Annotated in this window: 23 protein-coding genes; 10 read left to right on the top strand and 13 right to left on the bottom strand. The window is 46.5% G+C overall.

Annotated features, from left to right (window positions below):
- Positions 1-77: 77 nt before the first annotated feature.
- The 3 genes from infB to rimP all read right to left on the bottom strand — a co-directional run bounded on the left by infB (position 78) and on the right by rimP (position 5,100).
- Entirely contained in the window at positions 78-3,251 is a 3,174-nt protein-coding gene (infB, locus tag LWP20_RS09995; RefSeq protein WP_242927980.1) for a translation initiation factor IF-2, read from the bottom strand.
- 114 nt (positions 3,252-3,365) lie between these two features.
- A complete protein-coding gene (nusA, locus tag LWP20_RS09990; protein ID WP_242927979.1) occupies positions 3,366-4,619 on the bottom strand; it encodes a transcription termination factor NusA in 1,254 nt (417 codons plus the stop codon).
- Positions 4,620-4,626: 7 nt separating this feature from the next.
- Entirely contained in the window at positions 4,627-5,100 is a 474-nt protein-coding gene (gene rimP / locus LWP20_RS09985) for a ribosome maturation factor RimP (protein ID WP_242927978.1), read from the bottom strand.
- A 311-nt stretch (positions 5,101-5,411) separates the two neighbouring features.
- Here rimP and LWP20_RS09980 point away from each other — a divergent pair, with 311 nt between their 5' ends.
- The 3 genes from LWP20_RS09980 to LWP20_RS09970 all read left to right on the top strand — a co-directional run bounded on the left by LWP20_RS09980 (position 5,412) and on the right by LWP20_RS09970 (position 9,145).
- A complete protein-coding gene (locus LWP20_RS09980) occupies positions 5,412-6,548 on the top strand; it encodes an endonuclease/exonuclease/phosphatase family protein (protein WP_242927977.1) in 1,137 nt (378 codons plus the stop codon).
- Positions 6,549-6,645: 97 nt separating this feature from the next.
- The gene (gene cysS, locus LWP20_RS09975) at positions 6,646-8,136 is read left to right on the top strand and encodes a cysteine--tRNA ligase (RefSeq protein WP_242927976.1); all 1,491 of its coding nucleotides are present in this window, start codon (positions 6,646-6,648) and stop codon (positions 8,134-8,136) included.
- Positions 8,126-9,145, top strand: coding sequence for a M28 family peptidase (locus tag LWP20_RS09970; RefSeq protein ID WP_242927975.1), 1,020 nt, complete (start codon positions 8,126-8,128; stop codon positions 9,143-9,145). The genes cysS and LWP20_RS09970 overlap by 11 nt, the downstream gene beginning before the upstream one ends.
- Before the next feature lie 96 nt (positions 9,146-9,241).
- On the opposite strand, the gene LWP20_RS09965 is transcribed toward LWP20_RS09970, so the two are convergent.
- Entirely contained in the window at positions 9,242-9,913 is a 672-nt protein-coding gene (locus LWP20_RS09965) for a DUF4136 domain-containing protein (protein ID WP_242927974.1), read from the bottom strand.
- 321 nt (positions 9,914-10,234) lie between these two features.
- On the opposite strand from LWP20_RS09965, the gene LWP20_RS09960 reads away from it, so the two are divergent.
- The 5 genes from LWP20_RS09960 to LWP20_RS09940 all read left to right on the top strand — a co-directional run bounded on the left by LWP20_RS09960 (position 10,235) and on the right by LWP20_RS09940 (position 14,875).
- Complete coding sequence (locus LWP20_RS09960; RefSeq protein WP_242927973.1) at positions 10,235-11,293, top strand: class I fructose-bisphosphate aldolase; 1,059 nt, start codon at positions 10,235-10,237, stop codon at positions 11,291-11,293.
- Positions 11,294-11,465: 172 nt separating this feature from the next.
- Positions 11,466-12,365 (top strand): acetyl-CoA carboxylase, carboxyltransferase subunit beta, encoded by a 900-nt coding sequence (gene accD / locus LWP20_RS09955; RefSeq protein WP_242928037.1) that lies wholly within the window; start codon positions 11,466-11,468, stop codon positions 12,363-12,365.
- A 308-nt stretch (positions 12,366-12,673) separates the two neighbouring features.
- On the top strand, positions 12,674-13,387 hold the full coding sequence (locus tag LWP20_RS09950; protein WP_496197212.1) for a YiaD family glycine zipper/OmpA-like lipoprotein: 714 nt from the start codon (positions 12,674-12,676) through the stop codon (positions 13,385-13,387).
- 294 nt (positions 13,388-13,681) lie between these two features.
- Positions 13,682-14,395, top strand: a complete 714-nt coding sequence (locus LWP20_RS09945) for a YiaD family glycine zipper/OmpA-like lipoprotein (protein ID WP_242927971.1) — start codon at positions 13,682-13,684, stop codon at positions 14,393-14,395.
- A 102-nt stretch (positions 14,396-14,497) separates the two neighbouring features.
- Positions 14,498-14,875: a hypothetical protein gene (locus LWP20_RS09940; protein WP_242927970.1), complete on the top strand. Its 378-nt coding sequence runs from the start codon at positions 14,498-14,500 to the stop codon at positions 14,873-14,875.
- Positions 14,876-14,912: 37 nt separating this feature from the next.
- Here the strand turns inward: LWP20_RS09940 and LWP20_RS09935 are convergent, their stop codons facing one another.
- A complete protein-coding gene (locus tag LWP20_RS09935; RefSeq protein ID WP_242927969.1) occupies positions 14,913-15,560 on the bottom strand; it encodes a DUF2238 domain-containing protein in 648 nt (215 codons plus the stop codon).
- Positions 15,561-15,682: 122 nt separating this feature from the next.
- On the opposite strand from LWP20_RS09935, the gene LWP20_RS09930 reads away from it, so the two are divergent.
- A complete protein-coding gene (locus tag LWP20_RS09930) occupies positions 15,683-17,008 on the top strand; it encodes an alkaline phosphatase D family protein (protein ID WP_242927968.1) in 1,326 nt (441 codons plus the stop codon).
- 4 nt (positions 17,009-17,012) lie between these two features.
- On the opposite strand, the gene LWP20_RS09925 is transcribed toward LWP20_RS09930, so the two are convergent.
- Positions 17,013-17,705, bottom strand: coding sequence for an MBL fold metallo-hydrolase (locus LWP20_RS09925; protein WP_242927967.1), 693 nt, complete (start codon positions 17,703-17,705; stop codon positions 17,013-17,015).
- A gap of 222 nt (positions 17,706-17,927) precedes the next feature.
- Here LWP20_RS09925 and LWP20_RS09920 point away from each other — a divergent pair, with 222 nt between their 5' ends.
- The gene (locus LWP20_RS09920) at positions 17,928-18,638 is read left to right on the top strand and encodes an endonuclease III domain-containing protein (RefSeq protein WP_242927966.1); all 711 of its coding nucleotides are present in this window, start codon (positions 17,928-17,930) and stop codon (positions 18,636-18,638) included.
- Between the two features lie 61 nt (positions 18,639-18,699).
- On the opposite strand, the gene LWP20_RS09915 is transcribed toward LWP20_RS09920, so the two are convergent.
- The 7 genes from LWP20_RS09915 to eboE all read right to left on the bottom strand — a co-directional run bounded on the left by LWP20_RS09915 (position 18,700) and on the right by eboE (position 24,691).
- Complete coding sequence (locus LWP20_RS09915; protein ID WP_242927965.1) at positions 18,700-19,257, bottom strand: GNAT family N-acetyltransferase; 558 nt, start codon at positions 19,255-19,257, stop codon at positions 18,700-18,702.
- 11 nt (positions 19,258-19,268) lie between these two features.
- Positions 19,269-19,640 carry a hypothetical protein gene (locus tag LWP20_RS09910; protein ID WP_242927964.1) on the bottom strand — a complete coding sequence of 124 codons (372 nt, stop codon included), beginning with the start codon at positions 19,638-19,640 and terminating at the stop codon, positions 19,269-19,271.
- Positions 19,641-19,734: 94 nt separating this feature from the next.
- Complete coding sequence (locus tag LWP20_RS09905) at positions 19,735-20,214, bottom strand: GyrI-like domain-containing protein (protein WP_242927963.1); 480 nt, start codon at positions 20,212-20,214, stop codon at positions 19,735-19,737.
- Between the two features lie 18 nt (positions 20,215-20,232).
- Entirely contained in the window at positions 20,233-20,793 is a 561-nt protein-coding gene (locus tag LWP20_RS09900) for a sugar O-acetyltransferase (protein ID WP_242927962.1), read from the bottom strand.
- Positions 20,794-21,049: 256 nt separating this feature from the next.
- Positions 21,050-21,565 (bottom strand): hypothetical protein, encoded by a 516-nt coding sequence (locus LWP20_RS09895; RefSeq protein ID WP_242927961.1) that lies wholly within the window; start codon positions 21,563-21,565, stop codon positions 21,050-21,052.
- 503 nt (positions 21,566-22,068) lie between these two features.
- Positions 22,069-23,469: an alkaline phosphatase family protein gene (locus LWP20_RS09890; RefSeq protein ID WP_242927960.1), complete on the bottom strand. Its 1,401-nt coding sequence runs from the start codon at positions 23,467-23,469 to the stop codon at positions 22,069-22,071.
- A complete protein-coding gene (gene eboE, locus LWP20_RS09885; protein ID WP_242927959.1) occupies positions 23,414-24,691 on the bottom strand; it encodes a metabolite traffic protein EboE in 1,278 nt (425 codons plus the stop codon). Before eboE ends, LWP20_RS09890 begins: the two co-directional genes overlap by 56 nt.
- Positions 24,692-24,715 lie beyond the last annotated feature (24 nt).

Here is a 24,715-nt window from a genome sequence, read left to right as displayed (position 1 = left end):
CTCCTCTTTACCCAGGAAGTATAAAAAAAGCCCCGCTGGTTATTACCAACGGGGCTTTTTTTATTATTTATACTTGCTTAGAGCGAGCGTTTAACTTCTTTCTCTTCGTAAGCTTCAATTATATCACCTAACTGTATCTCGTTATAGTTTTTAATGCTGATACCGCACTCATAACCTTGTCTTACTTCTGATACATCATCTTTGAAGCGTTTCAGGGCCAGGATCTCACCATTATGTACTACAATACCATCACGTACTAAGCGTATTTTCGAGTTTCTGGAGATAGTACCATCTGTGATCATACAGCCGGCAATTGTACCTACCTTACTTACTTTAAATACATCACGTACTTCAGCGTTACCCGTAATTTCCTCTTTCAGGGTAGGAGCAAGCATACCCTCCATCGCATCTTTCACCTCGTTTATTGCATCGTAGATGATAGAGTACAGACGAACGTCGATTTGTTCCTGTTCTGCCAGTTTACGCGCATTCTGAGAAGGACGTACCTGGAAACCAATGATAATCGCATCTGATGCAGAGGCTAACAGAACATCAGATTCGGAGATAGCACCTACCCCTTTGTTGATGATGCTTACCTGTACTTCCGGTGTAGATAATTTCAGTAATGAGTCAGAAAGTGCTTCAACCGAACCATCCACGTCACCTTTTACGATCACGTTAAGCTCTTTGAAAGTACCGATTGCCAAACGACGACCAATTTCATCCAGAGTAATGTGCTTACGGGTACGTAAGCTTTGCTCACGCTGCAACTGGGTACGGTTTGATGCAATTTCTCTCGCTTCACGCTCAGATTCCATTACCATCAGTTTATCACCAGCCTGCGGTGCGCCATCCAGACCTAGTAACTGTACCGGTGTTGATGGACCTGCTTCTTTCATTTTTCTGCCACGATGGTCTGTCATCGCTTTTACTCTACCATAGTGCGAACCAGCCAGTACCACATCACCAATACGTAATGTTCCTGTCTGTACCATTACAGTAGCTACATAACCACGACCTTTATCCAGGGCGGCTTCAATTACAGCACCAACAGCATTTCTGTTAGGATTTGCCTTCAGTTCAAGTAATTCAGATTCAAGCAATACTTTTTCCAGAAGTTCAGGTATACCAAGGCCGGTTTTAGCCGATACTTCCTGCGACTGGTATTTACCGCCCCATTCTTCCACCAGGATGTTCAGCTGAGCAAGCTCTTCACGAACTTTATCCGGGTTAGCGGCAGGTTTATCTATTTTGTTCAGTGCAATTACAATCGGTACACCGGCTGCCTGTGCGTGGTTGATTGCTTCTTTTGTCTGAGGCATCACTGAGTCGTCAGCGGCTACCACAATAATAACAACGTCCGTAATTTTAGCACCACGGGCACGCATCGCTGTAAAGGCTTCGTGACCAGGCGTATCCAGGAACGTAACCGTACGGCCGCTTTCAGTTTTTACTTTGTAAGCGCCAATGTGCTGCGTAATACCACCAGCTTCGCCGGCTGTAACGTTAGAGTTACGGATGTAGTCAAGAAGTGAAGTTTTACCGTGGTCAACGTGACCCATAATAGTCACAATCGGAGCACGTTCTTGCAGGTCTGCTTCATTTTCTTCTTCAACCTGCTCTAGTGCTTGTTCTTCTTCAGAAGTAATGAAGTCAATATTATAACCGAATTCATCAGCAATAACAGTCAAAGCTTCTGCATCAAGGCGCTGGTTGATCGAAACGAACATACCAAGTTGCATACACACTTTGATAACGTCGTTTACGCTCACATTCATCATAGATGCCAGGTCGTTTGCAGAGATAAACTCTGTAGCACGCAGTGTCTTAGACTCTGCCTGCTCGGCCATTCTGCGCTCTTCCGTTGCATCGGCAATTGCAGAACGTTTCTCGCGACGGTATTTCGCACGATTTCCACCCTGGCCTTTGCCTCCGCTCAGCTTAGCAAGCGTTGCTTTAATCTGCTCCTGGATTTCCTTATCTGTAACCTCTGCTTTTTCTGCTCTTGGTTGAGGTGCATTTCGGTTGCCTCCTGGTCCTCCTGGGCGCTGGCCCGGGCCACCTTGCGGTCTGTTGCCCTGGTATCCGGCACCTTGTGGCCTGTTACCTTGGTAGCCAGCACCACCCTGTGGCCTGTTACCCTGGTATCCGGCACCACCTTGTGGTCGGTTGCCCTGGTAGCCTGTTCCCTGTGGACGTGGCTGGCCTGGCGCTCCAGCTTGTGGGGCCTGGCCCTGCTGTTGCGTCTGGGTGCCTTCGCCGGCAACTATAATACGCTTACGCTTTTTCTTTTTGTCGTTCTTCCTGTCGTCGGAAGAAGCAACAGGCTTAGTGCCTTTTCTACGTGGGTCAGGTAATTCTATTTTACCCAACACAGTCAGACCTTTTAACTGGTCTGCTTTTGCTGTGATCGTTTCTATTTGTTCTGGTGATTTTTCTGCAGACGGTGTAGCAGGTTGTTCCGGTGCTGTTGGCTCTGGTGCCGGAGTTGTTGCTACTGGTGCAGGGGCTGGGGCTGCTGGTTTCGCTTCGGCTGGGGCCGGAGGCGTAACAGGTTGTGCCGGAACCTCTGCTTTTGGTGCTGCCGGAGCCTCGGCAAGTGGCGCGGTTGGCTCAACAGCTGGTTTCTCTGGCTGCTCTTTTGGAGCAACAGGTTTTTCTACTGGTTTTTCTTCTGCTTTAGGTGCTGCCGCAACTGGTTTTTCTTCCGCCTTAGGAGGAGCAGGTGGAGTAACCGGTTGTTTTGGCGCTTCATCTACTGGAGTAGCAGTTTCAGCTTTCGGCGTTTGTGGTTCTGGTTGCTTCGGTACCGGACGCCCTTTTGCATCCAGATCGATCTTGCCCAGTACTTTAAACCCAGGAAGTTTTGTAGTTGGCGCCTGTTCTTCTGCTTTTGCAGGAGCTTCAGGTGCAGCGGCTTTCGGCTCTGCTTCAGCTTTTGGCTGGGGAGCATTTTTTATCAGAATTTCCTGATCCGATTCGCTCACTTTTTTAATGTCGTGGTGCTCTGGCTCAATTACCTGGTTGCTATGAGGTTTTTTGCCAATATTAAGCTCTCCCGCCACTGCTTTATCTTGCATGGAGGAAGCAAATTCTTTAGTCAGCATACCGAACTGTTCTGCGGTGATTTTGGTAGTGGGTTTATTTTCCACGTCAAAACCTTTAGCAGACAGGAAATCTACAATCGTAGATACCCCGATGTTCAAAGTAGTTGCAACCTGTTTAAGCCTCCTTGTTGTTTCTTCTGCCATGTTCTAATATGCTGTCTCTTATTTTAATCTTAAATACTACTAATTGTAACCCAATGCAGGATGTGCTCCGTTCATATTTCTTTCAAAATTATACGAACGGAGCACAACTCACAACTATTGGTTATCTTCTGATTCAAACTCTTCGCGCAGAATAGAAAGTACATCGTCGATGGTTTCTTCTTCCAGTTCTGTTCTGCGAAGCAGGTCTTCTTTTGTTACAGCCAGTACACTCTTTGCAGTGTCAAGGCCAATTTTTCTGAACTCATCAATCACCCAGCTTTCGATCTCATCAGAGAATTCATCCAGTGTGATATCTTCTTCGTATGTTTCAGACTCTCTGAATACATCGATCTCCATATCAACCAGGCGGCTGGCAAGTTTGATGTTCTGGCCACCTTTACCAATAGCCAATGATACCTGGTCTGGCTTCAGGAATACTGAAACTCTGCCATTTTCCTGGTCTATTTTCATGCTGGTGATCTTAGCCGGGCTAAGGGCACGCTGAATGTATAGTTCCAGGTTATCGGTATAGTTAATTACGTCAATGTTCTCGTTTTCCAGTTCGCGCACAATGCTGTGAATACGCGAGCCTTTCATACCCACGCAGGCTCCAACAGGATCGATGCGGTCGTCGAAAGATTCTACGGCAACTTTAGCGCGCTCACCCGGCTCACGAACGATTTTCTTGATAGCGATCAGGCCATCAAAAATTTCAGGTACTTCGTTTTCGAAAAGACGCTCCAGGAAAGTAGGAGAAGTACGTGAAAGTATAATCTTAGGATTACCGTTCACGATTTCAACCCGCTGAACAACAGCGCGCACTACATCGCCTTTGCGGTAACGGTCTTTCGGGATCTGTTCGCCTTTTGGAATTAATAGTTCGTTTTCTTCCTGATCAAGTAGCAACACTTCGCGGTTCCATACCTGGTATACTTCACCTGAAATGATCTCGCCAACAAGGTCTTTATACTTCTGGAACAACAATTCCTTTTCCATGTCCTTGATGCGCTGGATCAACGTCTGGCGGGCAGTAAGAACAGCACGGCGACCGAAGTCTTCCAGTTGTATCTCTTCCGATACTTCTTCACCAACTTCAAAATCAGGTTCTATTTTACGGGCCTCGGAAAGGCTGATCTTATCATGATCCCAGATGTCTTCTGAGTTGTCGTCCACGATTTCGCGGTTACGCCAGATCTCCAGGTCACCCTTTTCCACATTCAGGATGATGTCAAAGTTCTCGTCGGTGCCCCACTTCTTGCGGATCATCGTACGGAATACATCCTCCAGGATGCGCATCATAGTCGGGCGGTCAATGTTCTTGAATTTCGCAAACTCAGCGAACGACTCGATCAGGACTGAACTGTTCATTATTTTATCATTTAAAAGATATTACAACATTTGCTTTTACAATTTCCCCGAAAGGTATTTGCACAGGCTCATACGTTGCCTTCTTGCCTTTTTGTTTAATTTCTTCCAGCAGGTTAATGCCGGTTTCTGTTACTTCTTCCAGTTTGCCGGTTTTCTCGGCACCATCCTGTAGTTTAAGCTTCAGGTTGCGGCCTACGTTACGCTGAAACTGCTTAGGCTGCGTCAGCGGAAAATCCACGCCCGGCGAACTTACTTCTATAGTATAACTTAACTCTTCGCCAAAAGCCTCCTCAATTCTCTTGCTGATACGGCGGCTGATAGTAGCGCACTGGTCTATTGTTATACCTTGCTCGCCATCGGCAAGCACTGTTACTTTTGGGCGAACTGCTGAGTCAGATACTGCCACATCTACGATAAAAAGGTCGGTGTCGCGGATGCTGTCCTCGGCCATTGCCAGAATAGTTTGTGCCGTAAGTCCCATAGTTAACTAATAAGAAATAAAGAAGGGGACTTCGTGTCCCCTCATCTCCCTGGAAATAATGTCACAAATTTACTACAAAAACATTATATAAACAACATACACTGTTTAGGCAGCTTGTATTAAATTATCATCACCAATTATAAAGGGAAAAAGCAGCTGCAAGTGCAGTGGCTTTGGGAGGGGCGTCAGATAAAAAACACGACACAATTAATTATAGTTCGTTCTGTTATAGTTTTGCTTATTCTGCAAAAGAGAGATATTCTGTAGTATAGGATAGTATAGATAAAAGCATAATTTGTAAGTTTGCTATTGTGTCAGACACATTCAAAAGAATAAGGAGAAGATTTTGGCTCATACTGAACATCGCAGTGGTGTTCTGGATGTTGCTGGGATTGGTATGCCTGCAGGTTCCGCCCCATAAATTCTGGCCGTCAGCATTTCTTGCTTTTTCTTTGCCTGGGGCTTTGGTGCTTAATATTTTGTTCCTGCTGTACTGGTTGCTGCGCCGCCAGTGGTTTGTTATTTTACCCATTGCCGCACTGGTACTTTCCTGGAACCAGTATGCCCGTTTCTTCCCGATCAACTTTAAAGAAGACCCGGTACCTGCCGGAGCCAATACCTTACAGGTGCTCAGCTACAATGTGCATGTTTTTAATGCCTACGGCAAGCTCGACGATTCTAGTATAGAAACTTCTAAAGAAATGATAGAATGGGTGGCCACGCACCCTGCCGATGTGTACTGCCTTCAGGAATTTTACAGCAAACGCAACTCCAGCGTGTTCAACACAATCAGTAAGATTGGTACGCGCTATAATAAACGCCGTTTTTTCTCTGTATCGCGCGTAGACCGCGAGAAGGCTGATTTCGGCATTATCATTTTCTCTAAATACCCGATTATAGACAAGGGCATGATCTCATTTAGCCAGGAGTCGAGTGCGAACCGGGCAATCTGGGCAGACCTGAATGTTAAAGGCGATACAGTAAGAGTATATGCGGTGCACCTGCAATCTATGAGTATTAAGGCAGAGGATATCGAGAATACTTATTCTTCTATCGGCAACCAGGACAGCTTTGAAAAGGAGGGCCGCAACCTGGCAAGGCGTTTACGCAAAGGATTTATTGCCCGTGGTTACCAGATAGAGAAACTGCTGCAGCACATTCGCGAATCGCCCTATGATGTGATTGTGAGCGGCGACTTTAATGATATTCCTTTCAGCTATACTTACAACGAAATGGCTAAGGAACTCAGTAATGCTTTTGTAGTGGCCGGCAACGGAGTGGGCTCTACCTATAACGGCCCGTTACCATTTTTGCGCATCGATAACCAGTTTTACAGCAAAGGTTTGCGTGCCTATGAGTTCAGGACGCACCATGAAATGGGGTATTCGGATCATTTCCCGATTTCGGCAAAGTATGTGCTGGGGCAGGATACTACAGCTGACCGTTAGGAGTTAGAAGGCAATCTTTTTAATTTTGAACTATAAACCGGCCGCATCAGGCTGATAAACTATAAAGTGCGGCGGCACTGCTGCCTATACTTATACTATGCAACAGAAACTGAATCTATACAATACGCTTACGCGCAAGAAGGAAGTATTTGAACCGTTACACGCTCCGTTTGTGGGCATGTATGTTTGCGGCCCTACGGTTTATGGGGAGGCACACCTGGGCCATGCCCGTGCTTATGTTACTTTCGATGTACTTTACCGCTATCTGAAATACCTGAAGTATAAAGTGCGTTACGTGCGCAACATTACCGATGTAGGCCATTTGGTGAACGACGCCGACGAAGGTGAAGACAAAATTGCCAAAATAGCTAAGGTACAGCACCTGGAGCCAATGGAGGTAGTGCAGCATTATACAAATCGTTTCCACGAGGATATGGCGCTGCTGAATATACTTTCGCCGGATATCGAGCCGCGTGCATCTGGCCACATCCTCGAGCAGATCGAAATGATCCAGGAAATTATTGCCAATGGTTTTGCTTACGAAGTAAACGGCTCGGTATACTTTGATGTACCGGCTTACAACAAGAACCATAACTATGGCAAGCTGTCAGGCCGCATTATAGAGGATCTGCTGAGTAATACCCGCGAAACAGAGGGGCAACACGAAAAGCGTTCGCCATTGGATTTCGCACTCTGGAAAAACGCTTCGCCTGAGCATATCATGCGCTGGCCTTCGCCTTGGGGCAATGGTTTCCCGGGCTGGCACTTGGAGTGCTCTGCCATGAGCCGCAAATACCTGGGCCAAACCTTTGATATACACGGCGGCGGGCTGGACCTGATGTTCCCGCACCATGAATGCGAAATTGCGCAGAGCCAGGCCAGCAACAGCAAATCTGATGAAGCCAGGTATTGGGTGCACAACAACATGATCACGATAAATGGTCAGAAGATGGGTAAATCGTTAGGTAATTTTATTACCCTGGGCGAGCTGTTCAGTGGCAACAAGGAATTGCTGGAGCAGGCCTATACCCCGATGACGGTTCGCTTCTTTATACTTCAGGCGCACTACCGCAGCACCCTCGATTTTAGCAACGAAGCATTGCAGGCTGCCCGAAAAGGCTATACCAAACTGATGAACGGATTGCGTGTGCTGGACAAAATGCAGTACCCTGAGGAAGGAGTAACGCCGGACGAGAAACTGAACGAAGAGCTGCTGAAACTTACCGAAGATTGCTTCCGTGGGCTGAACGACGACATGAACACAGCCAGAACAATCGCGTCACTATTCAACCTGCTGAAAAAGATAAACAGTTTATACTTAGGGCAGTTGCAGATCAGCCACCTCACGCGTGGAACATTTGACACCATCCGGGAGACTTATAACACGCTGGTACTTGATATACTTGGCCTGAAAGAAGAACCGCTTGGCGATCAGGAAGAAATGCTGAGCTTAGTGCTGGAGTTCTACAAAGAAGCCAAAGAAGCCAAGGCTTACGATAAAGTGGATGTGATTCGGGCAGAGCTGAAAAAGCAGGGCATTGTAATTAAAGATTTAAAAACCGGTATCGACTGGGCTTATGAAGAATAAAATGAAACTATTGTTTTTGCTGCTGAGCGGTTCGCTTGCCATGTATAGCTGCGACTCAGCAGAAAAAAGCGCAGAACAGCAGGAAGCACAGGTAGAAGAGACAGACACAACCCCGGCTGTAAAAGCTCCGGATTTTAATGCAGATTCGGCTTATCAGTTTGTAGCAAAGCAGGTGGCGTTTGGCCCTCGTGTTCCTAACACACCGCCACACCAGGCTACCGGCGACTGGATCATTAGCAAGCTGAAAGAGAATGGCGCAGATGTTAAAGTGCAGAGTTTCCAGATGCGTGCTTACGATGGCACCATGCTAAACCTGCGTAACATTATCGCATCTTATAACCCGGATGCTGCTAACCGTGTAATGCTGGCCGCCCACTGGGATACACGCCCTTACGCCGATAAAGATGCCAAAGATCCGAAGAAACCTATAGATGGTGCCAATGATGGCGGCAGCGGTGTAGGTATACTTTTAGAAATTGCCCGAACTATAAACCAGGCACAGCAAAAGCCGGATATAGGCGTAGATCTTATCTTCTTTGATGGCGAAGACTATGGCCAGCCGGATAACAGCGGTTTGCCTTATAAAGACGATACCTGGTGCCTGGGTTCACAATACTGGAGCAAAAACATGCACACGCCAAACTATAAAGCGCAGTTTGGTATTCTGCTGGATATGGTAGGCGCCGCAAACGCCAAGTATGCCCGCGAAGGTACATCCATGGAATATGCAAAAGACGTAGTTGATAAAGTATGGAAAGCCGGAAACAAGCTCGGCTACTCAGATTATTTTAAATATATCAATTCACCGGGCATTATTGATGATCATCATTATGTAAATACCATTGCCGGTATCCGCATGATCGATATTATAGAGTATAACCTGAACTCAGCAGACGGCGATTACTTTGGTCCTTATCATCACCGCCACGCCGATAGCATGTCTATCATCAGTAAAAACTCGCTGAAAGCAGTAGGCCAGACCGTACTGCATGTGGTATATAATGAGTAAGTATACCTGCTTTGAAGTATAAAGTATAACGGCGCACTCTGAATATGGTGCGCCGTTTTTATTTCGATTGAACCCGAATACTTTAATAAACAAATATTACTTTATTACTCCATCCTGCGCCATTCTGGCTATTGTAATCTCTGCCAGTTTTTCAGATGCTTTTCTTAAGCTTGCCGGGCTGTAAGACTCAGATTGGGCTGACCAGATCAGGTTCTCATTTTCCTTATCGTAGAGGTTTGTTTCCAGGAAGTATATTTTATCCTCGGTGTAATATCCGGGATTGTAAAGAGTAGGGTACCAGTAAGTATAATATCCGCTGAACCTGCCATACCATCCGAACCGCGTGACAGGGGTGTAACTATAGTTACCGGGCACATAGCGCGATTCGGTTTTCTCGTCGAGCAGCGCGATGGTCATAATAGCATCATACTCTTCATTTTTAAGCTTTTCAATCAGTGCATCAACGCCGGGGCCATCTTTGCTCGAAAGCGTTGGCGGGAAAAAATCTATACTTCTGGCTACGGTAATACCACGCATCTGCAACTGCGCCTGCATGTCGGTTTCTACTTTCTCGCGGGCCCGCACATTATCTGTAAGCGCAGCCACTACAACCTTATCATACTTATGGCTGCCTGCCTCCTGGCTTTTCCAGGTGCCTGTAATCCTGGTAGATGATGCACACCCTGATGCAAGTATAAATACAAGCAACTGCAGTAAGTATAACATCAGCTTTTTAGGGGCGAATGGTTTTATTATTGCTGTATTCATCAGATTAAGAGCTTGTTATATATTTTAACGAGTATGCTTGCCGATTTGTGTTGCCAAAAAGGATGCTATTGAATAAAAAGGCGGGTGTGTGGCAGAAAAAGAATTTGTAAGCTGGTAACTTTTTTAGCCGGAGCAAGTATGCTTGCTGGATTAATCCCTCTTTTTAATGCATTCCAATAACTATAAAAGTATATCCGCCATGCTGATCTGGAGTATAGTTTTGTGCTATATTATGTTGTTAAAGTATAGTCTCAATTAGGATTAGCTTATATATTTGTATCACCAATTTAAAGTGTCTCTATCATAAACTATTAAGACAAAATGAATTACGATAACATCGTTTCTTTACTTGGTTCTGAAGCAGAAGGCCTGCTACAGTATGAAAGCAAAACAATCTTAAAAGAGCAGCTGCACGCCCCGGGCCCGGATTTTGTTGACAGGATCTTTACTCAGTCTAACCGCAGCCCGCAGGTACTCCGCAGCCTGCAGCAGTTATTCGACCATGGCCGCTTGGGTGGTACTGGTTACTTGTCTATACTTCCGGTAGACCAGGGTATAGAGCACACTGCCGGCGCATCGTTTGCACCAAACCCTATTTATTTCGACCCGGAGAACATTATTAAGCTGGCTATTGAGGGTGGCTGTAACGCTGTTGCTACTACATTTGGCAACCTGGCCATGATGTCGAGAAAATACGCGCACAAAATTCCTTTTGTAGTAAAAATAAACCACAACGAGCTGCTTACTTACCCTAACAAGTTCGACCAGATCATGTTCGGGTCTGTGGAAGAAGCCTGGAACCTGGGCGCAACCGCAGTTGGTGCTACCATATACTTTGGTTCTGAAGAGTCTTCGCGCCAGATAATGGAAGTGGCAGAGGCTTTTGAAAGAGCCCATCAGCTAGGTATGGCAACTATACTTTGGTGCTACGCCCGTAACAACGCCTTTAAAAAAGACGGTATAGATTACCACGTAGCAGCCGACATTACAGGCCAGGCAAATCACCTTGGTGTAACAATTCAGGCAGATATTATTAAGCAGAAGCTCCCGGAAAACAACGGTGGCTTTACAGCCATTAATTTTGCCAAATCGCACAAAGCCATGTACGACAAGCTGAGCAGCGATAACCCAATTGACCTTGCCCGTTACCAGGTAGCAAACTGCTACATGGGCCGTGCTGGTTTAATTAACTCTGGTGGCGAATCTAAAGGCGAATCAGACCTGGCAGATGCAGTACGAACAGCTGTAATTAACAAGCGCGCCGGGGGTATGGGGCTTATTTCAGGCCGTAAAGCATTCCAGAAAGATATGAAAATAGGCGTTGAACTGCTGAACGCAATCCAGGATGTTTATTTATCAAATGAGATTACATTGGCCTAAGCTATAGCACATCTCTTTTTAATTAAGTAATTTTGTGGCCTGCCTTTTTGTTTCTGTTAAAAAGAGACATACAAGGGCAGGCCATATTGTTCGTTATACTTTATGGTACAGGCCTTTAATAAAAAGTATAGCTATAAACCTTAAAGTGCGGTAAGCACGCTATTCATCTATGATGCCTTGGTTTAAAAGAGTAGAAAAAGGAATTCACACGCCTACAGAGGAAAAGAAGGAAACGCCGGATGGCTTATGGTATAAATGCCCGAGCTGCAAAGCCGTTACCAGTATGGCCGAGCACCGCAAGAACCTGAATACATGCGTTAAGTGTAACCACCACGACCGTATCGGCTCAAAAGAGTACTTCAGTATTTTATTTGACGACAATACGTTTGTTGAACTGGATGAGAACATGACATCCGGCGACCCGCTGAATTTCGTGGATTCGCAGCCATACCCGCAGCGTACAGCAGCTACTCAGCGCAAAACCGGCCTGAAAGATGCAGTACGCACCGCCTACGGTAAAATGAATGGCCAGGACGTTACCATTGCCTGTATGGATTTCGCTTACATCGGTGGATCTATGGGATCAGTGGTAGGTGAGAAAATTGCCCGCGCCATTGACCATGCCCGCAAAGCCCGCACCCCTTTCCTGATGATCTCTAAATCGGGTGGTGCCCGTATGATGGAAGCTGGCTTCTCGCTGATGCAGATGGCTAAAACCTCTGCTAAACTGGCTTTGCTTGCCGAGGAAAAACTGCCTTACGTATCGTTGCTGACTGACCCAACTACTGGTGGTGTAACAGCATCGTATGCCATGCTGGGCGATTTTAACATCGCAGAGCCAGGTGCACTTATCGGTTTTGCCGGCCCGCGCGTTATCAAAGAAACTATAGGTAAAGATCTGCCAAAAGGATTCCAGAGTGCCGAGTTTGTATTGGAGCACGGCTTCCTTGATTTTATAGTTGATCGTAAAGAACTCAAGCAAAGACTGACGGATCTGTTTGGAATGCTTCGCCCGGCAACACCTGCCGAAGATGCAACGCCAAAGGCTGCTAAACCAGCCAAAGCTTCCTAAGCACGTTGTAACAAAGTATAAAAAGCCTGCCCAATTCCTGGGCAGGCTTTTTAGTTTTTAGTGGTCCCTCTTTTACATATTTGCTCACAAATACTGCCTGAATTGCTATTTAAGAAGTATTTTATTGCATTGTTTGTATAGTGAAAACGCTATACATACTTTTGGCACCAGTATTGCGTTCACGTAGGCAAGCGCACAAAGCGCCCGCTTAAATCAAGCCATTAAAAACGAAATAGTTTAATAATTCACTTTTAACAACCACTATGAAAGTTCTGAAATTTTCACTCACATCATTGCTGGCAGTTACCATGCTGTTCTCTTCGTGCCAATCGTCTAAACCTGCGGCTGGTTCTTCTTCTGAGCCCACAACACAAACCTACCCAGGTAATACAGATTCCTCAACAACTGAAAAAACAGGAATGAAGAAAACCACGAAGGGTGGTATAATAGGAGCAGGCTCAGGTGCCGTTATTGGCGGTATTATTGGCAACAGAATGGGCAACACAGCTGCGGGCGCTATCATTGGTGCTGCGGTAGGTGGCGCAACCGGAGCCGTAATAGGTCGCCGTATGGATAAGCAGGCAGAGGAACTAGAAAAGAGTATGGAAAATGCAAAAGTGGAGCGCGTAGGCGAAGCTATCCGCATTAACTTCGATTCAGGTATCCTGTTCGCTGTAAACTCTGCCGAGCTGAACGCCAATGCCAAAAAGGATATAGACAAGCTGGCTGAAACGCTGCTAAAGTATGATGGCACCAACGTTGTAATAGAAGGCCACACCGATAACACCGGTAGCCGCGAGCTTAACCAGCGTTTATCAGAGCGCCGTGCACAATCTGTAGTGGCATATGCCCGCACGCGTGGCGTAGATCAGTCGCGTATGGAGTCGAAGGGTTATGGTTTCGATCAGCCTATTGCTGATAACACTACTGCCGATGGCCGCCAGCAGAACCGCCGTGTAGAGATCATTATTATTGCAAGCGAAGAACTTAAAAAAGCTGCCGAAAGCGGCGAAGTAAAATAATTTAACTTTACTAGTAAGTGTGCCTGCCTTTTAATTAAGGTGGGCACATTGTGTTTACTGGCTACGGGGCAGTAAAAGAATTGCACTCAAAACCTACGAGTAATTACTGACGTTTATAGTATAAAGTATAGCTAATATAAAGTGCTCACAATCAATATATAACTATAAAACAGAATTGCTCGCTAAGTTTTATTCAATAAGTTTGTCTTAAAATGCATAACTAATTGAATCGTTTGGAGTATTAAGTGCTGAATCTTTTGATTCTGTAAAGCTGGATTTTAATCAACCAATATTATGAAAAACTTAAAAATTTATTTATCCATTTTTGCCATTTTTGGCCTCCTTTCTACATCATGTAACACTGCCCAGAAAACGGGCACAGAAACAACTACTACCCAGAAAAAACCTATGAGCAAAACTGCTAAAGGTGGTATTATTGGTGCTGGTACTGGTGCTGTAGTTGGTGGTGTAATTGGTAGAGCAGCTGGTAACACAGCAGCAGGCGCCATTATTGGTGCTGCAGTAGGTGGTACAACAGGTGCTATCATCGGCCGCCACATGGATAAGCAGGCAGAAGAGCTGCGTCGTGATCTTGAGAATGCAAAAGTGGAGCGTGTAGGCGAGGGTATCAAAATTACTTTCAACTCAGGTATTTTGTTTGCAACTAACTCAGCACAGCTGCAATCAAGCGCTCAAACAGAGATCGCGCAACTTGCCGAAACACTGAAGAAGTATGAAGACACTAACATCGTAATCGAAGGCCATACTGACAATACCGGTGGCCGCGACCTGAACCAGCGTTTATCTGAGCAGCGTGCACAGTCTGTTGCAGATTATACAGCATCCCAGGGTGTGTCGCGCAGCCGCATGACAACAAAGGGTTATGCTTTCGACCAGCCGGTTGCTGATAACAGCACTGCCGAAGGCCGCCAGCAGAACCGCCGTGTAGAGATTGCCATCTTCGCTAACGAGAAAATGAAAAAAGCTGCTGAAAAAGGCCAGCTATAATAAAACTTGTTGATGTTTACTGAGATACCAGCCGTGCCCGTAGCGCGGCTGGTATTTTTATCCCTGAAAATTACCCGAGTACTTTATTGTTTTGTTTAAAAGATGAGAAGGTTTATGAATATGGCGCTGCTAAGCATGCTGATTACGCTTGCTTTTAGTGCCTGCGAACGAATGAACAAAGCGGCCGAAGATACAGAATATGCCAGTTTGATTCCTACCCAAATTACCACCAAGCCTACACCAGAAAAAGCAGATATTACCCGGAAAACCGAATTGCAGCAGGAACTGGAGGCTGATGCCCAGCTTGCCCGCACCATGCCCCTGGTAAAGTATGCTGGCTACATGCAAAGCCGTAAAAATTATTACAGCCAGTTTGAGGAAGTAAAATACCAGGACGAGTTTGTGAAAATTGAAATGGAAGCCGGCGAACTGAAAGTAGAAACCAACGACGGCAGCGCCAGCCTGGAAGAAAGCAAATAAATGCTGACCAGCTCATAGCAAGTATAAAAGTATAGTATTAGCGTCTGCTAAGCTTAAGTATAGCCGAAGTAGTTGCTATAGCCAGGAAGGCGCCCAAAAATGCCAACGCAACATCTTTCTGAGCATCCCACACATCGCCCTGCGTTCCTAAATATGCCAAAGCATGCTTGTCCTCGTTAAAAAACATATCGGCTACTACCCACTCCAGTAACTCATAGAGTGCACTCATAGAAAGTATAATCTCAAGAGGCATCAGTAAAGCAAGAAAACGGCTAAGCCGGAAACCGCGTGCCAAGACTTCGTGCATAGGGTAAGCCAGCAATAACCCGAAACCAAAATGAACAAAGCGGTCGTATTGGTTGCGGCCCAAGCCATAGCTTAGTTTAAGCCACTCCCCAAACGGGTTGCCTGCATACTGGTACTGGCTGCCATACACATGCAGCAGCAGAAACAGCAATATCAAAGTATAACTGGTATCTGAAAAGCGGAAAATATTGTAAAACGCCACCACAAAAATGATCAGCGACAGCGTGAGCGTGTTTTCGAGTAACCAGTTAATTAGGTCGGTTGTAGTGATGCCGGTATAAACCCAGAAAGCAAAGAAAGCCACGGTATAAATTACGTGCAACGGCTGGTGCAGAAACGGCACCCGTGCTTCAGGCTTAGCAAGCGTGGTAACATTCATGTTATCTGAAGTTATTTGTCTGGAGCATTAACCTAAAAGTAATACACATGTTTTTATTATTTTGATGCAGCCCGCTTATCTTTGGGCCTTAAAAACGCATGTTTATACTTAAAACCTATACTATGAAATTAAGATTAATAGCGTTGCTATGCATGGGTTTGTGCTGTGTATTGCCGCTAACGGCACAGGTTAAACTGCTGCAGTCGGGCCCAATGGTGGGCTATGCCGATATGAAAGAAGTAATGCTTTGGGTACAGACTAAAGAAGCCGCAAAAGTAAAGATCAAGTACTGGGACAAAGAGAATCCGAAGCAGGTTTATACTACAAAAGAAGTTAAAACCGAAGCAGACAATGCCTTTGCCACCCATCTGTTAGCTAATAAAGTACAACCGGGCCGCAAGTATAACTATGAGCTTTATATCAACAATAAAAAAGCAGCAAGGCCTTATGCACTGGAGTTTAAAACCCAGGAATTATGGCAATGGCGCAAAGATGCTCCTGATTTTACCTTTGCTGTAGGCAGCTGCTTTTATGTGAACGATACGCCCACTGACCGGCCGGGCAAACCATACGGCAGCACCAGTTTCGAGATACTGAATACCATTTACCAGAAAAAACCAGACCTGATGCTCTGGATTGGCGACAACACATACCTGCGTGAGCCAGACTGGAACACTAAAACAGGCATACAGTACCGTTACACGCACACACGCTCGTTGCCAGAACTGCAGCCATTGCTGGGTTCGGTGCACAATTACGCCACCTGGGACGACCACGACTATGGCCCCAACAACGCAGACCGCAGTTTCTGGGGAAAAAACATGACACTGGAGGCCTTTAAAACTTTCTGGGCAAACCCGAACTATATTTTTAAAGATGCCGGCGTAACGAGCACTTTTAATTGGAACGATGTGCAGTTTTTTATGCTGGATGACCGCTGGTACAAGAGCCCAAACAACCGTCCAGACGCGAAAGCTTACTTAGGAGAAAAGCAACTGCAATGGCTAATAGATGCTCTTCACGCAAGCAGCGCTACTTTTAAAGTAATTTGTGTTGGGGGCCAGGTACTAAACCCGGCAGAGGAAAAAGAAAACTATAGCAACCATCCCAAAGAGCGCCAGCAATTGTTAGATGCCATTCAGAAGTCGAAGATAAAAGGTGTGATCTTTATGGATGGCGACCGCCACTTTACCGAGCTTACCAAACAGGAGCGCAGCGGCACCTATCCGCTATATGACTTTACCATTTCGCCGCTTACGGCCGGGCAGGTAGACCCGAAAGACGAGCCAAACACCTTGCGTATGCCGGGCACACTGGTAACAGAACGCAATTTTGGACTTGTTAATGTTAGCGGCCCTGCCACAGACCGCAGGTTTAAAGTAACAATTTACAACGCTGCAGGTAAAGAAATGTGGCAACACGAAATTAAAGCATCAGACTTGAAGTAACCCGCTAAGCCATCAGCTCCTTCTGGTAAAACACAAGCCGGAAGGGGTTATCGGCGGGGTTTAAGGTCGGGTCGCAGTGGTAGCCGAATATCTCATACCGGCTAATGTACGGGAACAGTTTTTTATAGTAAGTATGGCCTGTATTATCAGGTTCAAAAGTTATGTCGTGGTAAACGCAGGTTTTCATAACAGCCATTTTATCCAGCTTATCAAATAGCGCATCCGGCTTACCTAAATCGCCGGAGTATACCAGGCGCGAGTCTTCATCTTCAAACACATAAGCATAGGTCTGGTAACGCTCTGAGTGCTGCCCGAACGTATCTATTGCCTGTATCCCCGGAAACTGGTCGAGGGGAACAAACTCGGCATACTTTTCAGGATCTTTTACCTGTATCTCTAGTAAATCGAATATATGTTGCTTAAACTGCTCTGACGGGTAAATAATAATGGGGCGCTTGCTGTGTTCTACTATACTTTTATACAGCAGCAGGTTGGCCAGGCTACCGCTATGGTCGTTGTGCAGGTGCGTAAGCAAGATGTACTCCACCTTCTTAATGAGGTTTTTCTTTACCAACGTCGGGAAAACGGTGAAGCCACAATCTATAAGTATGTTTCTGTTCCTGAAATGCAATATTGCTGCGGAGTTAAGGTAATCCACATCGAAAGCGCCACCTGTGCCTAAGAATTTTATCTGCATATATTTTATTTTCAGAACCGGAAAAGCATTACGTGTTGCTGCTTTGGCTAAAGCATATAGCGTGAATGGCTTTAAATGGTTGTATCAGGCCATTAATTTATACTTGAGGTAGCTGATAAAGTATAAATTAGGTAAGCAGCAAGTATAAAAATCTCTCATACTTCCGGAGCTTTTAACAGAAAATACTGATGGGCCGTAAAGAGAGTTTTAAACTTTGTCACGATGGATGCGCACGAACTCACACCGGAACAAAAAGCCCTGCAAACACATGAGCTGCTGAACCAGAACTATAAACGCCTGACTCTGGATACTAGCCGCCGTACGCCCATGCACGAGCTTATCAGTACCATGCTCTCGCACCGTACCACACATAAAGACGAAGAAAAAGCCTACGATACCATGCTTGAGCGCTTCGGCGATTGGGAAGGCGTCATGAATGCCGATGTTGATGAACTGGCCGATGCCATCCAGACGACTCGCTACCCCGGCCAGAAAGCGCCCCAGATTCAGCAGACACTCCGCCTCATAAAAGAGGAGCGGGGCGAAATGAATATCGATTTCCTGAAGGATATGCCTGTTGACGAGGCAATGGCCTGGCTAACCAAATTGCCGGGCGTAGGCCTGAAAACAGCTACGCTGCTGCTGCTTTTTAATTTTAAGAAACCGGTTATGCCAGTAGATACGCATGTGTTCCGGGTGAGCCAGCGGGTAGGAATTATCGGGGCGAAGGTTACTGCCAACAAAGCCCACGACATACTGCTGCAAATGCTGCCTGAAGATCCCGTAGAGCTCTTTAATTTCCACATACACATGCTGCGGCATGGCCAGAAGATCTGTACCTGGTATACTCCAAAATGCGAAGAATGCGTACTAAGCCATATATGCAATTACTACCAGGATGTGCGGGCTAAAGGTATAGATAAAGCTGCCTGATAGATTTATACTTGCGCGATGATTATACTTTGACAACCGGTTTTATACTTGCCTGCTGTAACTATAAAACCGACTCCTGCATATCGAAGGCAAGGCCATAGTAGTTTTTATTGTTGAACTCAAATTCATCGACCACTGTCCAGCCCAGTTTGTGCACATGCGCGTTTAGCGAGCGTTTGTTTACCTGGTTAATGAAGGTTATACTTAGCGGGTACTGCTTTAACAACTCCAGGCGCATGGTTTCGAACAGCTTGTTTAGTAAGCCTTTGCCGCGGTAATCCATTGCTATACATACCGGCCCGTACTGGAAGCTGTTTTCAGAAGTGACCTCAACGTTTTTATACTTCAGCTGCGGAAAGCGCGAAACCATATACGGAAAGATGGGCCATTGTGAAAAGTAATCCCAGCTACCGGCAAAGGCATAGGCTACTACTTCGCTCTTATCTGTTGCCACAAATAAGCCGCCCTCCGATATAATTTGCTTCAGCTGCGGAATTGTAAACGGCGTGGTCACAAAACCCTGCAACCGCTCTTCCTCCGATAGGTTATCGAACAAATATACATCCTGGAGTTTGCGCACCCCGGGTATATCAGAAGCCATTGCCGCCCTTAGCTGCATTGTTTTATACTTTACTTGTTTAGCGGAGCGCCTACTGGTATGCCACAGTCGTGGCCTGGCTGGCCGTGCGGCGGATTAGTGCCAGCGGCAACATTGCTTTGTACCGGAACCGGCGTAGAAACCGGCGGCGTTGATAGGGCAGGCGGAGCCGTGTTTAACCTTGGCTGTGGCGGCAGGTTAAGCGGTGCGCCAACTTCAATATCGCAGCGGTGGCCGGGTTGCCCGTGTGCCGGGTTTAGCGCTACTGCCCCGTTAGCTGGTTGCTGTATAGTGGTGGCAGGCGCAGCTGTGCCAGGGGTAGTGGTAGCAGCAGGCTTCTTTTCTGAGCAGCCTATCAGGCAAAAAACAGAAAGAGAGAGCAGGAGGCTTGTAGTGGTTTTCATGTTGGGTTAGTTATCAGGATTATTTCTTCAGAAACACCAGTTTAGAGATGTACGGTAAAGTATGGCATTGGTAAATTGTTGTAAGCTGCCAACATTATTGCTTCAGTTTTATCGGTATCCAGACCTCTTCTTCCGAGCTGGCGTCCCCATTTTTATACCTATCTCCTAATATCTCGAAATGTGGCCGGTTATCCAACACATAATCTGATTTTGGCAACCAGTTGGTGAAAATATAATGGAATGTGCTGGTATCTGTACTGGAGCCTTTATGCAGGAAAACGGCATATAAACCGCCCGGCACAATAAAGGTTTCCATTTCGGGAGGCACAGTTTCAAAGTCTGTAACTTCAATGGCAGCCCATTTTGTGTAAGCTGTGGTTGGGTTGAAATTCTGAAAATATGAAGGATCGTATACCTGCAAAGAATAGAGCTCTGTGCCACTGTTGTTCTGAATTTCTTTTCGCCTTGGCATAAAGCTCTTCCAGAGCACGGGTGTTTTATCGTTAGTTAAAGACATTGCAAGGCTTTTGCCTATAAGCTTCTTTTCGGTCAGGGTTTCGATTCTTGGCTCCATTGTGCGGGAGTTTGTACTTTATTGTTCCAGTTCGCGGATTACTTTACACGGGTTGCCAGCCGCAAAAACATCTGCCGGAATATCTTTTGTAACCACGCTGCCCGCCCCGATAACGCTTCTCTTGCCTATAGTTACGCCGGGGTTAATAATTGCGCTGCCGCCTATCCAGACGTCTTCGCCTATAGTTATGGGTTTGGCAAACTCCAGCCCGGTGGCGCGTTCTTTATAGTTGAGCGGGTGCGTTGCGGTATAGATCTGTACATTGGGGCCGAAAAGCGTACGGCTGCCTATAGTTACCGGCATTACATCGAGCACCACGCAGTTAAAGTTGAAGAACACTTTCTCGCCAACTATGATATTATAGCCGTAATCGCAGTAAAAAGGTGGTTGCAGCCATAGGCCTTCGCCGGCGTTGGGTATAAGCTCTTTAATAATGCGGCCTCTTTCTATGGGGTAATCTTCGCGGGAGTCGTTGAGTTGTTTAAGCAGCAACCGTGCCTGCAGCCGCTCTTCCGATAGTTGCTTATCCAGCGCATCGTACAACTCCCCGGCCAGCATTTTCTCTTTTTCGGTTTTCATGAGGTTAGTACGAAGGTATGGCGATAGTTGTGATTTGAAGAAAATAGAGAAGCTTTAAAACTATAGTTTTGAGTTATAAAGCCTAGAAGGATATACTAACTATACCGCCAGTTTGAGCGAAGCGGTAACAGGTAGTTTGGAATCAAAGTTAGACACAAGTTACGCTGGCGCTAAATTTGCGGCATAATAAATGTTTTTAAAATGAGCACTAACGTTACTAGTGCATAGTATGGGCAAGGCGTAGCCGAAGCCTAAATTATGCACCTTGTTGTGGTTTCGTTATTTCCCCTTCAAAGACAGCACTTACAATATTCTCCAGCTTTTGCTGAAGTCTATATGGAGGGAACTGGTGTAACGTTCCAAATGAGAGAAGAAACCAACCCGTTATAGATAGAAATCTATTGGGAACTGTATCTTCAAAATCCATTCCGTCCATTCTGTAACTTATTACTTCAATAAACTGCGGTGCTAAGGAAGCTGCACAGAAACTGATTCCAATAAAAGCTAAGATTAGAGAAACATAAAAGTGTTTTCTCCACCAAATATTTAGTCGTTTATTCAGCCGTATTGGAAGCCCCATAATAAAACAGAAAACAACAGTTAACCCTGCGGCTACTATCGCAGCTATAGGCTGGAATAACGCCAATCCAACAAAATTTGCAACGCCGCCTTTGTAATCAAATAGAGCAAAAACCATAAACACACAAAAAGCAAATACAAGTGTTAGACCCGCCTGAAGAAGTATAGTTAATATGTTTAAAATTTTTTTCAATTTATAATTTTAATGCACGACAACTAGCAGGAGCGCCAACTCTCACTATCTGAACTATATACATAGTTGATTCCACTGTATTTCTGCGATCAAACAGTTGAATGCGATAAAGTGGCCAACAGAATAGTGGGAAATAAAATATCTAATATAGGGTAATTCTAATTTAGTTCTTCTCAGTAGCTGGTTTATTTTATACTTCAGCGATATTAAACCATTAAGATCTGAGAGAGAAAGTATAGTTAAAGTATAAATGAGCCCTTGCTTGATGAGTATCGCAAATTTCAATGCCTGTTAACAATACATCAAACTGGTGCCGCTCTCACTTACTTCAAGCTTTGCTTTTCTGCCGCATACTACAGCCAGGTTATGCGCTTCGTGGCCAACAGTTTCCTGCTTCTGTCACAGCCCGAAGGTAAGAAGAAGAACTACACGCCAATCTACGCAAATGGACAGACCTACAAAAAGCTACCCTACGAGGTTGCTGTCGCAATAAGCAGCCAAGCCTAGGCCGGCACTGCCTCTTGTTTCTGCTGAACATTCAGATGGGCAAGTATGAGATGGAACACGTCGGTGGCCTGTATAGAAGAGGGAAGGGGCATTTGCATGTTCCGGGTAAGCAACACCGGCCATTCCTGTTTATCCTCTGGTATTCTGCCATGTGAGCCTTTTACCAGCGTGGCATCCAGCGGGATGATGTCCATCAGGGTGCGGAAACCCAGTTTCTTTTTGAGCAACTTGCCCGCCACCAACGGCATCAGGAACCGGATCTTCGGGTCGGCAAATAGCTCTACCGGATCATAGCCGGGTTTTTTGTGAATCTCCACGGTGCGGGCAAAGTCCGGAGCTCGTTTATCGTCGAGCCAGTAATAGTAAGTAAACCAGGCGTTGCTATCCGCTATGGCTACCAAATCACCGCAGCGATCATGGGCCAGGTTATATTTAGTACGCGCTTCCCCTCCCAACACTTCTTCAACACCGGGTACCTGTTCAACCAGGCGCTTCACTTCCGCCATTTTCGATTTGTCGTTCACGTAAATATGGGCTACCTGATGGTCTGCTACGGCAAAGGCTGTACTCACACCCGGATCCAGTAGCTCAGTGCCGCGTTCTTCCCGTACGGCAAGATAGCCCTGTTCCCGCAGCACACGGTTCAGGTGCACCGGGTTGCTTACGTCCGAAATGCCATACTCTGACAGCACGATCACATGGGCACCCCTGGCCTCATAAAAGCTGATCAGGTTGGCACAAACAGCGTCGATCCCATGAAGATCTGTTGCAATGTGTGGGTCGCTGGGTCCAAGCCGCTGCAGGTTGTAGTCGAGGTGCGGAAGGTAAACGAGGGTGAGAGTGGGGTTGAGCAAGTTGTCGGTGATCTTGGAGGCCTCCGCGATCCAGCGGCTGGATTCGATAGATGTTTTGGGCCCCCAGTAACTGAACAGGGGGAAGGTGCCCAGTTTTTGTTGAAAGATATCCCGCAGTTCGGCCGGGTAGGTATAGCAGTCGGGGAGTTTGCGGCCATCGGCCAGGTACTGCGGACGGGGCGTCAGGGAATAATCGGCTGAAGAATACATGTTGTACCACCAGCACATGTTGGCGCAGGTAAAATTAGGGTTGGCCGCTTTGGCTACTTCCCATACTTTCTCGGCCTGCACCAGCTTGTTCGATTGCCGCCAGAACTTGATCTCACATTCATCTTTAAAATACCAGCCATTGCCCACAATACCATGTTCTTCTGGAAACTTTCCCGTCAGGTAGGTGGCCTGTGCGGTACAGGTAACCGCAGGCAGTACCGGCTGAATGGTGGCACCCTGAGCACTGGCTGCCCATTCTGCCAGGAAAGGCGTGTGTTTACCGATCAGTGACTGCGTGAGCCCTACTACGTTCAATACGACCGTTTTCTGCATGGTGTGTCTGGTTTAAAGTATGGATAACCCAATCCAGCTCCCGCTGTATGGATTCGGATACGTCTTTCTTCAGGCCCTCGGGCAGCACCTCCCAGGTATAGGTTTCCACCTCCAGGTGCTGCGTGATCTGGTCCTGTTGCAACAGCGCCAACACTTTCACAATATCATCCTGTGTAGATAGCAGCTTGTTGTAGGAGGCAGTAAACAATGGCACATGGAAATGCGTGCGCCATTCCCGGGCTTCCGGCTTTTGGATGTGCTGTAAGGCCAGCGGCAGGTCGGTGTAATGTATCAGTTGGCCGTTTATACTTCGCTCCACCACCTGGTGCAGGTAAGTAGATTCAGCAAAGGGCGCAAGCGTTTCAGCCACTGCCTTGCGCGCCGCTGTACCTGGTGGCAACTGTACCTTCAGGGCTGCACTCAACTGTATCTTCCCGATTTTTATACCTGCGGCCTTTAGCCTGGCAAAGGCGGTGACAGGTTCCTCGTAAGCTAAGGCAAAGTGGCACACATCGTAGCAAAGCTGCAGGTGCTCAAGTATAACTTCCCGGGCTTCTGTTTCCTCTAAGTTAGAAGAGGCCATCAGTGTTTTTATACCTTGTGGCAGCAACCGGTCCTGGAAATAACGAATCACTTCCCCCGTGTTTTCCAGCAGCCCGTCGGGCTCCGGCTCCAGGTCAATGTGAATGGTTTTGCCGGTAGCCTCTTTTATACTTTGCAGCGCTTGTATAACCTGAACGAGGTGTGCGGTAGAAGTATAAAACACCTGCTCCAGTTGGTCCGGTTTGCCGGTGTACCAGGGTTTGTAGGAAAGGGGGGAAGTAGAAATGCCGCCCGCCATACTTTCAGGAAGCAGGGCAGCTAAAATGGTGGCCAGTCTGATCGTATAGGCGGCCCTTTCTGTGGTAGTCCAGTCTGGCTGGTGGACTGCATCTTTCACTACCTGGCGATGAAAACCGCCATACGGAAAGCCGTTCAACGTAAACACGTACAGGCCAATGTCATCCAGCCACTTGCGGAACTGTTGCAGCTTGTTTTGCTCCAGCAGTTCCTGGCTGGCTACATCCGACAGGCGTAGGCCGATACCGAATGGCTTTTCAGGCGATAGCGTCTTTTTGATGCCAGGGAGGTAGCGCACCAGGTTATCAAATATCTCCTGCCAGGTCTCTCCGGGGTGGATATTGGTACAATAGCTGAGGTGGTATGCCTGATTCAGTAGCATGATGTTTACTTTGCAGATTTAAAG

This window comes from Pontibacter vulgaris (assembly GCF_022758145.1).
Lineage (GTDB): Bacteria > Bacteroidota > Bacteroidia > Cytophagales > Hymenobacteraceae > Pontibacter > Pontibacter vulgaris.
Note: the sequence above shows the minus strand (reverse complement) of the source record. Positions and strands in the feature narration are given on the sequence as shown.

What these genes read in the sequence shown, in the direction of transcription:
- LWP20_RS09900 (WP_242927962.1), bottom strand. Translation starts at nt 20,793, where the DNA reads ATGAAAACCGAAAAAGAGAAAATGCTGGCCGGGGAGTTGTACGATGCG.
- cysS (WP_242927976.1), top strand. Translation starts at nt 6,646, where the DNA reads ATGCAACAGAAACTGAATCTATACAATACGCTTACGCGCAAGAAGGAA.
- LWP20_RS09930 (WP_242927968.1), top strand. Translation starts at nt 15,683, where the DNA reads ATGAAATTAAGATTAATAGCGTTGCTATGCATGGGTTTGTGCTGTGTA.
- LWP20_RS09920 (WP_242927966.1), top strand. Translation starts at nt 17,928, where the DNA reads ATGGATGCGCACGAACTCACACCGGAACAAAAAGCCCTGCAAACACAT.
- LWP20_RS09940 (WP_242927970.1), top strand. Translation starts at nt 14,498, where the DNA reads ATGAGAAGGTTTATGAATATGGCGCTGCTAAGCATGCTGATTACGCTT.
- LWP20_RS09905 (WP_242927963.1), bottom strand. Translation starts at nt 20,214, where the DNA reads ATGGAGCCAAGAATCGAAACCCTGACCGAAAAGAAGCTTATAGGCAAA.
- LWP20_RS09965 (WP_242927974.1), bottom strand. Translation starts at nt 9,913, where the DNA reads ATGAATACAGCAATAATAAAACCATTCGCCCCTAAAAAGCTGATGTTA.
- LWP20_RS09910 (WP_242927964.1), bottom strand. Translation starts at nt 19,640, where the DNA reads ATGAAAACCACTACAAGCCTCCTGCTCTCTCTTTCTGTTTTTTGCCTG.
- nusA (WP_242927979.1), bottom strand. Translation starts at nt 4,619, where the DNA reads ATGAACAGTTCAGTCCTGATCGAGTCGTTCGCTGAGTTTGCGAAATTC.
- eboE (WP_242927959.1), bottom strand. Translation starts at nt 24,691, where the DNA reads ATGCTACTGAATCAGGCATACCACCTCAGCTATTGTACCAATATCCAC.
- LWP20_RS09950 (WP_496197212.1), top strand. Translation starts at nt 12,674, where the DNA reads ATGCTGTTCTCTTCGTGCCAATCGTCTAAACCTGCGGCTGGTTCTTCT.
- LWP20_RS09915 (WP_242927965.1), bottom strand. Translation starts at nt 19,257, where the DNA reads ATGCAGCTAAGGGCGGCAATGGCTTCTGATATACCCGGGGTGCGCAAA.
- LWP20_RS09935 (WP_242927969.1), bottom strand. Translation starts at nt 15,560, where the DNA reads ATGAATGTTACCACGCTTGCTAAGCCTGAAGCACGGGTGCCGTTTCTG.
- LWP20_RS09945 (WP_242927971.1), top strand. Translation starts at nt 13,682, where the DNA reads ATGAAAAACTTAAAAATTTATTTATCCATTTTTGCCATTTTTGGCCTC.
- LWP20_RS09925 (WP_242927967.1), bottom strand. Translation starts at nt 17,705, where the DNA reads ATGCAGATAAAATTCTTAGGCACAGGTGGCGCTTTCGATGTGGATTAC.
- infB (WP_242927980.1), bottom strand. Translation starts at nt 3,251, where the DNA reads ATGGCAGAAGAAACAACAAGGAGGCTTAAACAGGTTGCAACTACTTTG.
- rimP (WP_242927978.1), bottom strand. Translation starts at nt 5,100, where the DNA reads ATGGGACTTACGGCACAAACTATTCTGGCAATGGCCGAGGACAGCATC.
- accD (WP_242928037.1), top strand. Translation starts at nt 11,466, where the DNA reads ATGCCTTGGTTTAAAAGAGTAGAAAAAGGAATTCACACGCCTACAGAG.
- LWP20_RS09970 (WP_242927975.1), top strand. Translation starts at nt 8,126, where the DNA reads ATGAAGAATAAAATGAAACTATTGTTTTTGCTGCTGAGCGGTTCGCTT.
- LWP20_RS09960 (WP_242927973.1), top strand. Translation starts at nt 10,235, where the DNA reads ATGAATTACGATAACATCGTTTCTTTACTTGGTTCTGAAGCAGAAGGC.
- LWP20_RS09890 (WP_242927960.1), bottom strand. Translation starts at nt 23,469, where the DNA reads ATGCAGAAAACGGTCGTATTGAACGTAGTAGGGCTCACGCAGTCACTG.